The organism is Arthrobacter sp. FW306-1B-G06A, assembly GCF_058781765.1.
Map to the genome: position 1 here is coordinate 1 of NZ_JBYSXB010000036.1, position 14,016 is coordinate 14,016.

Below are 14,016 nucleotides of genomic sequence, written 5' to 3' on the forward strand. Positions count from 1 at the left end.
GCGGTGGGGATCAGTTGGGGGCATGTACGTTGGGTGGGCCGGGGGACGTTAGCCTGCGTTGAGCTTGCCTGCAAGCCGTTCGCGCATCCGGACGCTCGCCGCGTTGAGGCCAACCAGCTCCACCTCGCGGCCGTGCCTGCGGTATTTCTCGGTCACGGAATCCAATACGGCAACGGTGGAAGCGTCCCAGATGTGCGAGGCGTGAAGATCGATGACCACGTGGTCGATTCCCTCCGAGGAATCCTTCGCATAGTCGAACTGCGTGTAGAGATCGTTGGAGGAAGCGAAGAACAACTCGCCATCCACCGTGTAGCTCGCTACGGTCCGGCCGTTGAGCTCGAGTTCACTCCGCTCCACCGTGGCGAAATGGGCCACTCGGCGGGCAAACAGCACCATGGCCGTGAGGACACCGGCTCCCACCCCGATAGCCAGGTTGTGCGTCGCCACCACCACGGCCACCGTCACGAGCATGACGCCGGTCTCGGACTTCGGGAGTCGCGTGAGGGTCGCCGGCCGGATCGAATGCCAGTCAAAGGTGATGAGGGAAACGAAGATCATCACAGCCACCAAAGCGGCCATGGGAATCATGCCCACCACGTCCCCGAGCGCCACCACGAGGACCAACAGGAACCCTCCGGCCAGGAAGGTCGAGAGCCGGCTGCGGGCGCCCGAACCCTTAACGTTGATCATGGTCTGCCCAATCACGGCGCAGCCGCCCAAGCCACCCAGGAATCCGGTGACGATGTTGGCGATGCCTTGGCCCCAGGACACCCGGGCCTTGTTGGAGCGGGTATCCGTGATGTCATCCACGAGCTTGGCCGTCAAGAGGGACTCCAGGAGGCCCACCAGCGCCATGGACAAAGCGAACGGGGCAATGGTCTGGAAGGTTTCCCAGGTCAAAGGCACGTTGGGCAGAAAGAAACCGGGAAGGCTATTGGGAAGTTCGCCCTTGTCGTGCACCGTGGGGACGCGGATGCCGGCCAGCGTCGTGACGATCGTGAGGGCGACGACGGCCACCAAAGGCGCGGGCACCGCTGTCGTTATTCTGGGCAGCCCGAACACTATCAGCAGCCCGACGGCCACAATCGGGTACACCATCCAGGGGACGCCGATGAGCTCAGGCAGCTGCGCCATGAACACCAGAATGGCCAAGGCATTCACGAATCCGATCATCACCGAGCGCGGAATGAAGCGCATGAGCCGCGTGACCCCCAGGACCGCCAGGACGATTTGGAAGACCCCGGCCAGGATAACCGTGGCAATCAGGTAGTTCAGCCCGTGATCCTTCATGACGGGGGCGATCACGAGGGCGACGGCGCCGGTGGCTGCCGAGATCATAGCCGGCCGGCCACCCACGATCGCCGTGGTGACCCCCATCGTGAAGGACGCGAAGAGGCCGATGCGCGGATCCACGCCGGCGATCACGGAGAACGCAATGGCCTCCGGAATGAGCGCAAGCGCCACCACCAACCCGGCCAATGCTTCCGTCTTGAGCCTGCGGGGCGAACGCAGTGTGAAACGGAGGGACTGGAGCTGCTCGGGTGTCATGGGTCCTTAGCTGTTGGTCAGGCGGTACCGCTCGATCTGCTTGAGACGCCGCTGGAGGCTGTCCCGCCGGGGGTGGGGGACGACGTCGGGCGCCTCGGCGGTGAGGTCGATGTGTTCAGTGCCGTACTGCCAGAGCAGGAGGTCATCCAGGAGGCGGTCCGGTCCAGGGGAGTAACGGTGATCCAGGGCTTTGCGGACCTCGGTGATCCGGTTGGCGCTGAGGAGACCGGCGAGTTCCACGGTCTTGTTCAGTCCGTGGGCCGCGAGAAGCTCCGCAGCCCAACCCCAGTCGTCATCAACTTTACGGTCAACGTGGGGAAGCAGCGTCCGCCAGACGTCACGCACCCGGTTGGGCGTGAGGGGCATGGAGCCTTCGCCGTCGAGATCCCAGTAGCCGCGGACTTCCTCGTAGCGTTCGTGGAGGTCGGCGAAGGCGCTTTCCACGGTTTCCAGCATTGCCGCTGTGGCAGTGAACTGGCGGTCGAAATGCGGTGTCCAAGCGCGCGGATCCTCGGCCTTGAAGCGGATGTCGTGTTCGATCTCGCTCCAGGCATGTGCAAAAACCGTACGTATCTGGCATTCGAAGAAGTAGCTGCCATTGGGCGGAATGTCCGGATTGAAGACCTGTTGGTAGGCCTTCACGGACTCGTTTTGGATGGTGCGGAGGATGAGGTGGCGGCTGGAATATCCGTAGGTGCCGGACTCGATGGAGCCGATGTCCTTCTCCAGGTCTCCGCGGCAATCGAAAAGCTGACGCTGGCGCTTGATCAAGTTCGCAACCGCGGCGTTCTCGGCCGGGAGCTTGGTGATGACGCGCAGTCCCACCATGTCGTTCAAGGTCCGGAAGGGATCCGGGAACTTCAGCACCCGCGGACCCCCCTCCAGGGGCACCTCGGTGCGGGAAATCTTCTCCCGGAAAGATTCGACCGTCTTGGTGCGTCCCGTGACGAAGAGGGGCACGGACTCGCTGTTCTTGAGCATGTCCCGCAAGGTCAACAGGACATCGCGGGTGACAAGTTTCAGGGCAGGCCGGACGCGCTCGTAAAGCTCCACGTTCGCCTGTACTGATTCGCGCAGCTGAGGATCCAAGCTGTCCCAATTGCTAGCCATGGCTCCAGCTTACGGGGGAGGGCCGACAGTGGAGCTGAGCCGGGCCCTCTGGCGCTACCGGTGCGCCACCTGGAAGCATGCAACATCGTATTGGGAGGTGGGGGAGTAGTTCTGTCCACCCACTCCGCCGTTGATGCTGTTGATGCCCGGCTCGTTAAATGGCGATCCTGGGCTGTTGGCGGCATTGCCGGGTGTGTTCGGTTCGAGGGATTGGCAGGACTGGTTAGGCTTTCCAGTTCCAGGCGGGTTTGCCGCCGAAGCCGGCGCAGCCACAGCCAGCACGCTCAAGGTCAAAGCCACAAGAACCGACGCGGAGATACGACGGATCATTGAAATCACCTCCGGGTAAAGAAGCATTTCCCGCAAAAACGCAGGAGTGAAGCGAGGGTAGCGCTTCACCCCTGAGGGTACGCTCGGGCAGTGGCTACAGGAAGGCTCCGCGTGGATCCTCAGGCCATCGTTCCCGCTCCGCGGCGCTCCTCCGCGATAGGCTCGGCACAAAGGAGGACACGATGAAGCGGCACAAGTACTACTACGGCCAGCACTCCAGCCAATGGGGCGAGCTGTTCGTACCCGATTCGCTACAACCACACCGCAACAAACCCGATGGAGTGGTGGTGGTGATCCACGGAGGCTATTGGCGCTCCCAATACGGCGCCGAGCTCGGTGAGCCGATTGCCCGGGATCTCGCTGCACATGGAATTGCCGCCTGGAACCTTGAATACCGGAGGGCCGGAAACGGTGGCGGCTGGCCGCATACGTTCGAAGATGTCCTCGATGGGATCGACCACTTGGGCGAGATTGCCGGCAAACATGAACTTAATCTGAACAAAGTGGTGGCACTGGGACACTCCGCAGGCGGCCATCTCGCGGTTTGGGCGGCCGGGCGGGAAAAACTCTCCAAAATCGGCGCCCCGGACGCCGACCGCCAGCTCCATCGGCATGACAACGGTGCGGCAGTGCGGCTCACCGGCGTCGTGAGCCAGTCTGGCCTGCTGAACCTTGCCGACGCCGAGCGGCTCAACCTGAGCAACGGCGCCGTCGACAACCTCATGGGTGGCGACTCGGTAAGATACCCCAAACGGCATATCTATGCGGACCCCATGAGGTCGCTGCCCATCCCCGTACCGGTCTTCGCGGTCCATGCTGCATCGGACGAGGATGTCCCGTGCAGCCAGTCCGAGGCTTATGTTGCCGCAGCCACCGCTTCCGGGGGAGCGGCCCAGTTCCTCAAGGTGCCCGGCGACCATTTCGACCTGATCGATCCAAGGGCGGTTGCGTACAAGAAGTGCCGGGAGTTGGTGCAGCGGCTGCTCGCGTGACGGTTTGCCGGCAAAGTCACCGGCTGTCATCGAGAGACGCACACCACATCCGCATGGCAGAGTTGTCCCATGCTGACAGTCATAGGTGAAGCGCTGGTTGATGTCGTCCAGCGTTCCTCGGGAATCGATGCCCACGTGGGCGGAAGTCCGCTCAACGTTGCCGTGGGCCTGGCCAGGCTGGACCACGCTGTCCAGTTCATCGGCCGCTTCGGCAAGGATGCTTACGGCGACTCGATCGCAGCCCACTTGCGCTCCAGTTCCGTCATGGTTCCGCTGCCGCCGGACGAGAGCCCTACCAGCGTGGCCACCGCCTTGATCGACGACGACGGCGCTGCAAGCTACACCTTCGACCTCGCCTGGGAGCTTCCCGGCCTCGCCGCGCGCTTGCCGTTCATGCTTCAGGGGACCTCGCTCCTGCATACCGGCTCGATTGCCACGATGTTGGAGCCGGGCGCAGCGGATGTCCTTGCCGCCGTCGAGCATGCCCATCCGAATGTGACTGTTAGCTTCGATCCGAACTGCCGGCCCAGCATCATCAAGGATCGAGAATTTGCGCGGGCCCAGGTGGAGCGTTTCGTGGCGCTTGCCGACGTGGTCAAGGCATCCGACGAGGACCTTGAGTGGCTCTATCCGGGCGTCGATGTCTTGGAATCGGCCCGGCGCTGGCTGGGCCTCGGCGGCAGCGGGGGGCCCGCCGTCGTGGTGGTCACGCGAGGCGCGGACGGACCCTGGGGTGTCACAGCCGCGGGCGAGGCCCAGGTGGACGCCCCAAAGGTAGAGGTGGCGGATACCGTGGGTGCGGGCGATTCCTTCATGGCCGCACTGCTCTCCGGGATCGTTGACCACGGGCTGGCAGGGGCCCAAAACCGCGACGAACTGCACGCCATGCCCGCCGAAGTGCTCGAAGGACTCCTCAGCCATGCCGCGCGCGCAGCGGCAATCACGGTCTCCCGGCCGGGCGCGAATCCGCCGACGCGTGCCGAACTCAACGCCTTGGGCCTCCCGGAAGCCGGCGCAAGCGTCGAGAGGCAGCCATGAGCTACGCCGACCTTCCACAAGTCCCATCGTTCGATGTCACCAGCGGCTCGCTGAAGGACGGCGACGCTCTCAGCCCGGCCCAGACCAGCAAGCGCTTCGGCGTGACCGGCGGCAAGGACGAATCCCCGCAACTGGGCTGGAGCGGAGCCCCTGAGGGCACCAAGGGTTACGTCGTCACCGTCTTCGACCCCGATGCTCCGAGGGCGGGCGGCTACTGGCACTGGGCAGTGGTCAACATCCCCGCCACTACGAACTCGTTGCCTGCCGGTGCCGGCGTTCCGGGTGGTGCGCACTTGCCGGCCGGAGCGGTTCAACTCAAGAACGACGCCGGGTTCCCCGGTTACCTGGGTGCCGCGCCGCCGCCTGGGCACGGTCCGCACCGGTACATCGTGGCCGTGCACGCGGTCGACGTCGCTGAACTGGGGCTCGATGCCGGTGCCTCCACGGAAGCGCTCGTCCGCACACTGGCTTCTCACACGCTGGCTCGGGCCGTCATCACGGGCCATTTCGAGCGGAGCTAGCCCCAGGGTCTAAGTCGATGGCGACCGCCGCCCACGTAGACTGACATAATGCGGCTCGTAGCAAGTGACATTGACGGCACCATCCTTGGGCATGACGGCAAGATCAGCAGCCGCACCATCCGCGCATTCCATGCCTGCCGCGACGCGGGCATCGAGGTGGTGTTCGTGACGGGTCGGCCACCGCGCTGGCTCTACCCCCTCCGCGAACAGATCGGCCATAGCGGCATCGTTATTTGCTCCAACGGGGCAGTGGTGTGGGACCTTGAAGCTGACAAGCTGATTTCGGCCAATGCCTTGAGCATCGCCTCTGTACTGGAGGCCCGCCGGATCATCAAGCAGCTCCGGCCCGACGCCTTGTTCGCTGCCGAAACACTCACGGGATTCCACCTGGAGCCCGGGTTCATCGAGAACGAGACCAGCGAGCTCCTGGCCGAGTTCACGCCCGCGTGGCTGGACGAAACGCTGACCGCGGACGACGCCGTCGTGAAGTTCCTTGCCGTAACGCGCAGCGGCACTCCGGATGATTTCCTCGCAAGGGTGCAGCCCGCCGTCGCGCATCTCGTGGAGACCACCCACTCGGCGCCGCGGACCGCACTCCTGGAAATGTCGGCGCCCGGTATCAACAAAGCCGTCACACTCGCCGTATATGCGGCATCCCGAGGCATCGAGGCCGCCGAGGTGGTGGCATTCGGTGACATGCCCAACGACGTCGAGATGCTGCGCTGGGCGGGCGACGGGTACGCGATGGCCAGCGGCCATCCGGAGGCGATCAGCGCAGCCGGCCAGCAGGCGCCCCATTTCGACGACGACGGCGTGGCCCAGATCCTCGAGGCAAAGCTCGCTTCCCTGCGGGTTTAGTCGGCCCCGCACCGGACCGCCGTGCACGGCTAGTTCGGCGCCCGCAGTCCGTGGCTGTGCGCCAAGGCAATCGCCTCTGTTCGTGAACCCACGCCGAGTTTCCTGAAGATATTCCTGACATGGAATTTAACGGTGTTTTCGCTGATGTGCAGCTTGGCGGAGATGGCCCGGTTGCGCTGCCCGGCCGCCAACAGTTGAAGAACTTCCATTTCTCGCTCGGCCAGGCCCCATCCGCCGATATCGCCCGCCGGGGCTGATGGAGGGTCCAGCGGCAGGACCACCTGCACGTCGGCTCCCCAGCCGGCCATGACCTCGATGTTCATTCGGCCGTCCAGCGCTGCCACCCTGTTGTTGAGCCGGGCAATGTTGGGCGAATCCGACGTCAGTTCGCCTAGGCCGTCGTCGCGCACGTTGATGAGGAGGTTCACGCCGTCGCAGTCCCACTGCACCCGCACACGCCTGACCGCTGGCTGCTCCACGATGGCCAGCACCAGTCCCCGCACGATCGCCCTGGAGGCGTGGGCAACTTCGCCGGGCAAGGCACGGCCGTTGACCGGTGGCTCGATGAACTGGATGTCGAGCCCGCTGAAGTGCATGAGCGGCCGCAGGTCTTCCCGCAGCCGTTCGAACGCCTTGGCCACCGGCTCTTCGACGAGGTCTGTCGTGCGGTCGCTGAGCGTCCGGAGACTGACCAGCGAGGTAGCGGCCAGGTCGGTGACGGTTTTTCTGGCAGTGGCATCGTCCAGGGCGCTCGATCGCAACGCCGCCAAAAGTGTCTCCAGGGTGGTCGAATGCCTGTCCACGAGTTCGGCCGTGACGCGGAGCCGCTCGGCTGACGCCGCGCGGGATTCCAAAAGGTACGACGGCGGCGCGTCCGCCACCTTCTCCTGGATGCGCCGCGCTGTGAGCTGCCATAGGTAGTCAAGCATCCGCAGGGCCGACTCGCGCTCCAACGGTTCTTCGGGCAGGGCCGGCTCAGTGAGGGTCAGCAGCGCATTGCTCTCGGACGTCAATGCAAGAACAGGCCGTTGCTCGCCGGCGATGGCCGCTTCCCCGTGCCACACCTCGCCTTCCGTGACCCGGGCCCGCAGTTGATCCAACTCGGGAATGGAGACGCGGCTGATGATGCCCTCTGTCCCGGCTTTCTTCTGGGGGCGGCCGGTGCAATCTTCGGTGAAGATCACCAGCGCGCTGCTGCCTACGTACGGAAGCGTCGCTTCACGGAGCCTCTCGGCGATGTTCGTGAGCGGTGCGTTGGCCAGTTCAGCGACTGCCTCGAGAAGGGTCCATCGGCTTGAGGTCATCCCGCCACTTTAGCGCTTCGCGCCGTCCGCCTACTACCCAAACGGGTAGCTAATACCGCCCTTGTTCAGCGTTACGCCTACCCGTTCAGTCCTGAAGGATTGATTCAAACGGAGCATTCACCTGAGCAGGAGGCAACGTATGACCACCACCGCAGAGGCCGTCCAGGCCGTATCGGACGTCGACCCAAGCCCGGATGTCGAGCTAAGCCTGGCCCTCGTGGGCAGCGAGATCGCGGAAACGGCAGCTGAAGTGGACCTTCGGCAATTGTCCAGCCTGGCCACGGAAGTCCAGACTGCCGGGAACTCGGCCACCGGCCGGATCTTCGTTGCAGGAGCCGGCCGCAGCGGCCTCGTCCTGCGGATGGCTGCGATGCGGCTGATGCACCTCGGCTTTGACGTGCACATCGCGGGGGACACCACCACACCGGCCATCCGCTCGGGCGACCTCCTCTTGCTCGCCTCGGGCTCCGGGACGACCTCCGGCGTCGTGCGCGCCGCCGAGACTGCCTCCAAAGCCGGCGCCAGGATCGCCGTGTACACCACCAATGCCGCGTCCCCGCTCGCGGAACTGGCCGACGTCGTCGTCATCATTCCGGCGGCGCAGAAGACAGACCACGGTTCCGCGCTGTCGCGTCAATACTCCGGCAGCCTGTTCGAGCAGGTGCTCTTCCTCGCTGCCGAAGCCGTCTTCCAGGCCCTGTGGGACAACGATGCAACCCCGGCCGAGGAACTCTGGCTCCGCCACGCCAACCTCGAATAGCCCCTGATTTTCACCGCACCAACACCACAACAAACGACAGAAAGAGATCCCTCCATGAAGCTGCAAGTCGCTATCGACGTCCTCACCACCGAAGCCGCCCTCGAGATCGCCGGCAAGGTCGCCGAATACGTGGACATCATCGAGCTCGGCACCCCCCTCGTGAAAAGCGAAGGCCTGTCCGCGGTGACGGCCATCAAGGATGCCCACCCGGACAAGGTCGTGTTTGCCGACCTCAAGACCATGGATGCCGGTGAACTTGAAGCCGACATCGCATTCAAGGCGGGCGCAGACTTGGTCTCCGTGCTTGGCGGCGCAGACGACTCCACCATCGCGGGTGCTGTCAAGGCCGCCAAGGCCCACAACAAGGGCATCGTGGTTGACCTGATCGGCGTTGCGGACAAAGTAACCCGTGCCAAGGAAGCCAGGGCCCTCGGTGCGAAGTTCATCGAGTTCCACGCCGGCCTCGACGAGCAGGCAAAGCCGGGCTACAACCTGGATGTGCTCCTGAGCGCCGGTGAGGAAGCCCGCGTGCCGTTCTCGGTGGCCGGTGGCGTGAACCTGTCCACGATCGGAGCCGTCCAGCGCGCCGGAGCGGATGTCGCCGTCGTCGGCGGTTCCATCTACGGTGCCGACGACCCCGCACTAGCCGCGAAGCAACTGCGCGCCGCCATCATCTAGGCCCACCTCCCAGCCGGCGGCCCCAACTGGTCCCCACCGCCACCCTCGCCTCGCAAGTCCCCACCGGCTCCCAGCCTTCGCAAGCTCAGGCAGGGTCCCTCGCCAGTGGGGCCCCACGGCCAGGGAACTCTGGCGGCGTGGGCCCACGCAATTTTCGTCGTTTTCAGGCCTCTAAACGACAACAATTGCTAGTTGGTTGGGACCGCTCACCCATTACACAGCTTCAGTCCAACTGCCGTTCAACTACTCCTCGTAGTCTCTTGTCGTATTCGATGCCGATCACAGGGGACATGATGGCCAAGAGAAAGACGACGGGGTGGCCCGAGGCCCCCGTTCGCCGCGCAGTGCCGGCTGAACATTGGAAGCAATTGCGCCGCGGAGACCGCGTGAGCGTCAAGCTCGCGCCCGGGTTTGAGAACCCCGGCCAGGTGGACGCCGTGTCGAGTGACCACAGCGTGGTCTGGGTAAACCTCGACGGCGGCCGCGGCCGCACGCTGGTGCACTGCGGCGACGGCGTGGAGATCGTCCGGCAGGAATCCTGACGGGCTCGCGGGAGGCGCAGCCGGGTTACGCTACCCGTGTGAGCCCGAATTTGCCTTTCTTCAGCCGCCCGGACGGACAATCCGCTCCGCTTGCGTTCGCGCACCGCGGATTTTCGCCGGATGGCCTTGAGAACTCGGCCGCGGCATTCAGGGCGGCGCTTGAGCTCGGCTTCACGCATCTTGAAACCGATGCCCGCGCCACTGCCGACGGCGTGGTGCTCCTTTTCCACGACGACACCCTTGACCGTGTCACGGATGCCCATGGCTCCATCTCCAGTCTCAGTGCCGCCGAGATCGCCAAGGCCTGGATCGGTGGCCGCGAAGCAATTCCCCACTTGGCAGATGTCCTGAAGGAATTTCCCGAGGCGCGGCTGAACATTGATGTCAAGGATTGGCATACCGTCAAACCCCTCGCTGGAGTCATTGAACAACTCGACGCCCATGACCGGGTGCTGATCGCGAGCTTCTCAGATCGCCGGCGTCGGGCCGTCCTGCGCCTGCTCCGCCGTCGCACGGCGTCCTCGGCAGGCATCGCCTGCAACGCCGCCTTCACCCTCTTGGGACCGTTTCTTCCCGAGCGCTGGCTGCGGAAGATCCTGCACGACGTCGATGCCCTCCAAGTGCCGGTCCGCTACGGACCCCTGGCCGTTGTGACCCCCGGTTTCCTGCGCAGGGCGCACCGGCTTGGGCTGCAGGTTCACGTCTGGACCGTCAACGATCCCGCAGAGATGGCCAGGTTGCTTGATATGGGCGTGGACGGGATCGTCACCGACCGTGCGGATGGTCTGAAGTCGGTGCTGCAGGGCCGGGGGCAGTGGTGGTGAGCGCCCGGATGCGTGACGCCAGGAAGTCTCGCTCGGCGTCGTTGTCCGTGCGCTCCTGCGCTTCCCGGTAGGCGGAGACAGCTTCATTGTTGCGTCCCAGGCGTCGGAGCAGATCCGCCCGCACTGCGTGGAAAAGATAGTAGTTGCCCAGTTCAAGGACGTCGACGGCGGCAAGACCCGAGGCGGGTCCCTCCACCTCCGCGAGGGCAACGGCCCTGTTCAAGGCGACCACCGGCGTCGGCTCCATGGCCAGGAGCTGTCCGTACAATGCCAGGATCTGCCGCCAGTCCGTGCTTGCGGGCTGTGCGGCGTCGCTGTGGACCGCGTTGATGGCGGCTTGCAATTGGTACGGTCCGGGCTGGTTCCGCTTCAGGCATTGCCGCACCAATAATTGCCCTTCCGCAATTTGGTCCTTGTCCCAGACGCTGCGGTCCTGGTCCGCGAGGAGCACCAGGCCGCCGTCGGGAGTCGTCCGGGCGTCACGGCGGGCATTGAGCAGAAGCATGAGGGCCAACAGGCCTTTGGCTTCGGGCTCATCAGGCATGAGTTCCATGATGAGCCGGCCGAGGCGAACAGCCTCGTGGCAGAGGTGTTCGCGCACCAGCCCAGCCCCTGAACTCGCAGCGTAGCCCTCGTTGAAGACCAAGTAGACCACGGCCAGCACCGACTTCAAGCGCTCAGGAAGCTCGGCGCCGTTCGGTACCCGGTAGGGGATGCGGGCGTCGCGGATCTTCCCTTTCGCCCGCACCAGGCGCTGGGCCATGGTTGCCTCGGGGACCAGGAAAGCGTGGGCGATCTCCGCCGTGGTGAGCCCGCACAGGAGCTTGAGGGTCAGGGCCACCTGCGCGGCCCGGTTGATGGCGGGGTGGCAACAGGTGAAGATCAGCCGGAGCTGGTTGTCCTCCACGGTATCCACCTCTTCGGGTTCATCGCTGTGTTCATGACCGTGCAGGATCGCGGCCTGGACGAGTTTCTCCCTACCGGAGGCCTCGCGGCGGAACCGGTCGATGGCCCGGTTGCGGGCGGTGGTGATGATCCAGCCGGCTGGGCTCGGCGGCAGGCCGTCGTCGGGCCAGCGCGCCACGGCCTCGGTGAAGGCGTCCTGGACCGCGTCCTCGGCGGCGTCGATGCTGCCCAGAACGCGGACCAGGACCGCCACGGATCTTCCATACTCTTCACGGAATATTCGTGCGATCTCCGAAATATGGACCACGGGGAAACTATTCCCGGTAGCCCGCGAACGGCCGGACCTCGATAGGCAGCGTGGTGGCTTGGGCGGCTTTGCGTCCCCAGCCAAGTGCCACGTCCAGGTCCGGGGCTTCGATCACCCACAGGCCGCCCACGTGTTCCTTGGCCTCAGCGAAGGGGCCGTCCGTGGTGAGAACCTCGCCGTCGTTCACACGCACCACTGTGGAGGTACTGGCGGGGTGCAGGCCACCCGTGAAAACCCAGGCGCCGGCGTCGCGCATTTCCTGGTTCAGGACGTCAAGATCGGCCATGATTTTGTTGAGGACTTCGGCCTCCGGGGCTGGGCCGTCGGGCTGGTAGATGCTGAGCAGATAACGTGGCATGACTGTTCCTCCTTGGGATGTGGCGCCGGCACCGTGCCCGCGTCTCACCCTCTATACGAACGGCGCCGGCTGTTTTCGACATCTCCGCGCACGAATCTGCGAAAAGCTTAGCCCCGCTGGCAGGATGGGAACATGCGCATCCTGATTGCCCCGGACAAGTTCAAAGGCTCCCTCACCGCCGCCGAAGCAGCCTCAGCGATGGCCGAGGGGGCATTGCGCGTCTATCCGGACGCCGTGGTGACGCAGTTTCCGATCGCCGACGGTGGCGAAGGAACACTGGAAGCAGCCGTGGCGGCGGGCTACGAAGAGCGGATCAATGCGGTCGTCGGTCCCATCCTCAAGCCGGTAGGCGCTGCGTGGGCCATCCGGCAAAATGCCTTTGGCGGAGCCACTGCAGTGATCGAAACGGCGCAAGCCTCTGGACTGGCACACATGGAGCCGACTCCGGAAAACGCCCTGCGCGCCCACAGCTACGGTTGCGGCCAGCTCATCGCCGCCGCCCTTGACGCTGGAGCCACCGAGATCGTGCTCGGCGTGGGTGGTTCCGCGATGTCCGACGGCGGCAGCGGCGCCTTGCGTGCGCTCGGGCTGAAGCCCCTGGACGCGGCCGGGAACGTGGTTCCACTCGGCGGAGGCTCGCTCGCCGACGTCGTATCCCTCGACGTCTCCGGGCTGGATCCGCGGCTGACCGCGGTGAGGTTCCGGATCGCCGTCGACGTCCGGAACCCGCTCTATGGCAGCGACGGCGCCGCGCATGTTTTCGGCCCGCAGAAGGGGGCGGACGAGGACGCGGTGGAGCTGCTCGACGCCGGCCTGCGCAACTGGGCGTCGCTGCTTCGGGAAGCGGGCGGTCACGACGTCAACGTTCCCGGGGCCGGAGCGGCTGGAGGATTCCCGGCGTCGTTCCTGGTCTTCACCCAAGCGACGTTGGAAGGCGGGTTCGCCCTGGTGGCGGGCCTGACTGGGCTTCCCGAACAGCTCGCCGGCTCTGACCTGGTGATCACCGGCGAAGGATCCATGGACTCGCAGTCGCTGACCGGCAAGGCACCCATCGCTCTCGCGGATTCCGCCCAAGGGCATGGAATTCCGGTGATTGTGGTGGCGGGCCGGATCCTGGTGACACCGGAGGAACTGGCCGGCCACGGCGTGGTGGCCGCGGCGCAGTTGCTCGACGTCGCACAGCGTCGGGACGGCGTGCCGGATGTTGCCGACGCCGTGGCGAACGCAGCCAAGTACCTCGCGTGGGCCACGAGCCAGGTGCTGGAAGGGGTCTAGGCTCCCGTCCACCCAGGGACATGCCCAGCGGGGTTACTCGGCGTCGTCCGGGCAGATAATTAACCTACAAAGCATGGCTCTGACTTCTGCCATGCATCCACGATGCGACGACCCCGCCCGGGACGCCGTCACCGCCTGCCGGGCTGGCAGCCGGCCAGCACGGCACCATCGAATCGAGGAGCACACCATGTCCACCTTGAAAGAGCGGCTGCACGCAGACGTCGTCAGCCATATGAAGGATGGCAACCGCGTAGCCCTGAACGCCACGCGCAACGTCCTGAGCGAGATCGATACCCGTGAGAAGGCCGGACAGGCGCCGATCCACCTGGACGACGCCCAGATCACGGCCATGTTGCAGAAAGAGGCCGCACAATATCACGAGGTCGCCCGCCTCTACGAGGAGGCCGGAGAGTCCGAGCGGGCCGCCACGGAGATTGCGGATGCCGAGGTCATCGAGGCCTACCTGCCGGAACCACTGACCGCCGCCGAGGTCGAGTCCATCGTTGACGAGGTCATCGCCTCACTCAAGGCCGAAGGCGTGGAGCTGTCCCTGATGCACATGGGCTATGTCATGAAACCGGTCACCGAAAAGGTCGCCGGCCGCTTCGACGGCAAGGCGGTCAGCGATATTGTGCGTAGGCGCCTCTCATAGCTATCGGTGTTCG

General features: G+C 65.0%; 16 protein-coding genes. 10 read left to right on the forward strand and 6 right to left on the reverse strand.

Annotated elements, in window-relative coordinates:
- Positions 1–48: 48 nt before the first annotated feature.
- Genes AC3WJM_RS17390 through AC3WJM_RS17400 form a run of 3 tightly spaced genes read right to left on the reverse strand, consistent with a single transcriptional unit; the run spans position 49 to position 2,988 of the window.
- On the reverse strand, positions 49–1,548 hold the full coding sequence (locus AC3WJM_RS17390; RefSeq protein ID WP_492272491.1) for a SulP family inorganic anion transporter: 1,500 nt from the start codon (positions 1,546–1,548) through the stop codon (positions 49–51).
- Positions 1,549–1,554: 6 nt separating this feature from the next.
- The gene (locus AC3WJM_RS17395) at positions 1,555–2,658 is read right to left on the reverse strand and encodes a GTP pyrophosphokinase (RefSeq protein WP_059388901.1); all 1,104 of its coding nucleotides are present in this window, start codon (positions 2,656–2,658) and stop codon (positions 1,555–1,557) included.
- A 54-nt stretch (positions 2,659–2,712) separates the two neighbouring features.
- On the reverse strand, positions 2,713–2,988 hold the full coding sequence (locus AC3WJM_RS17400) for a hypothetical protein (protein ID WP_148667558.1): 276 nt from the start codon (positions 2,986–2,988) through the stop codon (positions 2,713–2,715).
- 182 nt (positions 2,989–3,170) lie between these two features.
- On the opposite strand from AC3WJM_RS17400, the gene AC3WJM_RS17405 reads away from it, so the two are divergent.
- From AC3WJM_RS17405 to AC3WJM_RS17420, 4 genes are all read left to right on the forward strand, one after another.
- Entirely contained in the window at positions 3,171–3,980 is an 810-nt protein-coding gene (locus AC3WJM_RS17405; RefSeq protein WP_059388903.1) for an alpha/beta hydrolase, read from the forward strand.
- Between the two features lie 69 nt (positions 3,981–4,049).
- Positions 4,050–5,018 (forward strand): carbohydrate kinase family protein, encoded by a 969-nt coding sequence (locus AC3WJM_RS17410; protein ID WP_492272492.1) that lies wholly within the window; start codon positions 4,050–4,052, stop codon positions 5,016–5,018.
- On the forward strand, positions 5,015–5,539 hold the full coding sequence (locus tag AC3WJM_RS17415) for a YbhB/YbcL family Raf kinase inhibitor-like protein (RefSeq protein WP_492272493.1): 525 nt from the start codon (positions 5,015–5,017) through the stop codon (positions 5,537–5,539). The genes AC3WJM_RS17410 and AC3WJM_RS17415 overlap by 4 nt, the downstream gene beginning before the upstream one ends.
- Positions 5,540–5,587: 48 nt before the next feature.
- Complete coding sequence (locus tag AC3WJM_RS17420; protein WP_307054134.1) at positions 5,588–6,397, forward strand: HAD family hydrolase; 810 nt, start codon at positions 5,588–5,590, stop codon at positions 6,395–6,397.
- Positions 6,398–6,426: 29 nt separating this feature from the next.
- Here the strand turns inward: AC3WJM_RS17420 and AC3WJM_RS17425 are convergent, their stop codons facing one another.
- The gene (locus AC3WJM_RS17425) at positions 6,427–7,701 is read right to left on the reverse strand and encodes a helix-turn-helix transcriptional regulator (RefSeq protein ID WP_492272494.1); all 1,275 of its coding nucleotides are present in this window, start codon (positions 7,699–7,701) and stop codon (positions 6,427–6,429) included.
- 139 nt (positions 7,702–7,840) lie between these two features.
- Between AC3WJM_RS17425 and hxlB the strand changes: the two genes are divergently transcribed.
- From hxlB to AC3WJM_RS17445, 4 genes are all read left to right on the forward strand, one after another.
- Entirely contained in the window at positions 7,841–8,461 is a 621-nt protein-coding gene (gene hxlB, locus AC3WJM_RS17430) for a 6-phospho-3-hexuloisomerase (protein ID WP_307054132.1), read from the forward strand.
- A 54-nt stretch (positions 8,462–8,515) separates the two neighbouring features.
- Complete coding sequence (gene hxlA, locus AC3WJM_RS17435; RefSeq protein WP_059388908.1) at positions 8,516–9,139, forward strand: 3-hexulose-6-phosphate synthase; 624 nt, start codon at positions 8,516–8,518, stop codon at positions 9,137–9,139.
- Positions 9,140–9,432: 293 nt separating this feature from the next.
- Complete coding sequence (locus AC3WJM_RS17440; RefSeq protein WP_284990232.1) at positions 9,433–9,681, forward strand: hypothetical protein; 249 nt, start codon at positions 9,433–9,435, stop codon at positions 9,679–9,681.
- A gap of 38 nt (positions 9,682–9,719) precedes the next feature.
- Positions 9,720–10,505: a glycerophosphodiester phosphodiesterase family protein gene (locus AC3WJM_RS17445; RefSeq protein ID WP_492272495.1), complete on the forward strand. Its 786-nt coding sequence runs from the start codon at positions 9,720–9,722 to the stop codon at positions 10,503–10,505.
- On the opposite strand, the gene AC3WJM_RS17450 is transcribed toward AC3WJM_RS17445, so the two are convergent.
- Complete coding sequence (locus tag AC3WJM_RS17450; RefSeq protein ID WP_492272496.1) at positions 10,447–11,718, reverse strand: RNA polymerase sigma factor; 1,272 nt, start codon at positions 11,716–11,718, stop codon at positions 10,447–10,449. The genes AC3WJM_RS17445 and AC3WJM_RS17450 overlap by 59 nt on opposite strands.
- Positions 11,719–11,725: 7 nt before the next feature.
- A complete protein-coding gene (locus tag AC3WJM_RS17455; protein WP_492272497.1) occupies positions 11,726–12,076 on the reverse strand; it encodes a YciI family protein in 351 nt (116 codons plus the stop codon).
- Between the two features lie 132 nt (positions 12,077–12,208).
- Between AC3WJM_RS17455 and AC3WJM_RS17460 the strand changes: the two genes are divergently transcribed.
- Together AC3WJM_RS17460 and AC3WJM_RS17465 are read left to right on the forward strand one after the other, a co-directional pair.
- The gene (locus AC3WJM_RS17460) at positions 12,209–13,351 is read left to right on the forward strand and encodes a glycerate kinase (protein ID WP_492272498.1); all 1,143 of its coding nucleotides are present in this window, start codon (positions 12,209–12,211) and stop codon (positions 13,349–13,351) included.
- Between the two features lie 187 nt (positions 13,352–13,538).
- A complete protein-coding gene (locus AC3WJM_RS17465; protein ID WP_284990207.1) occupies positions 13,539–14,003 on the forward strand; it encodes a GatB/YqeY domain-containing protein in 465 nt (154 codons plus the stop codon).
- The last annotated feature ends 13 nt before the right edge of the window (positions 14,004–14,016 follow it).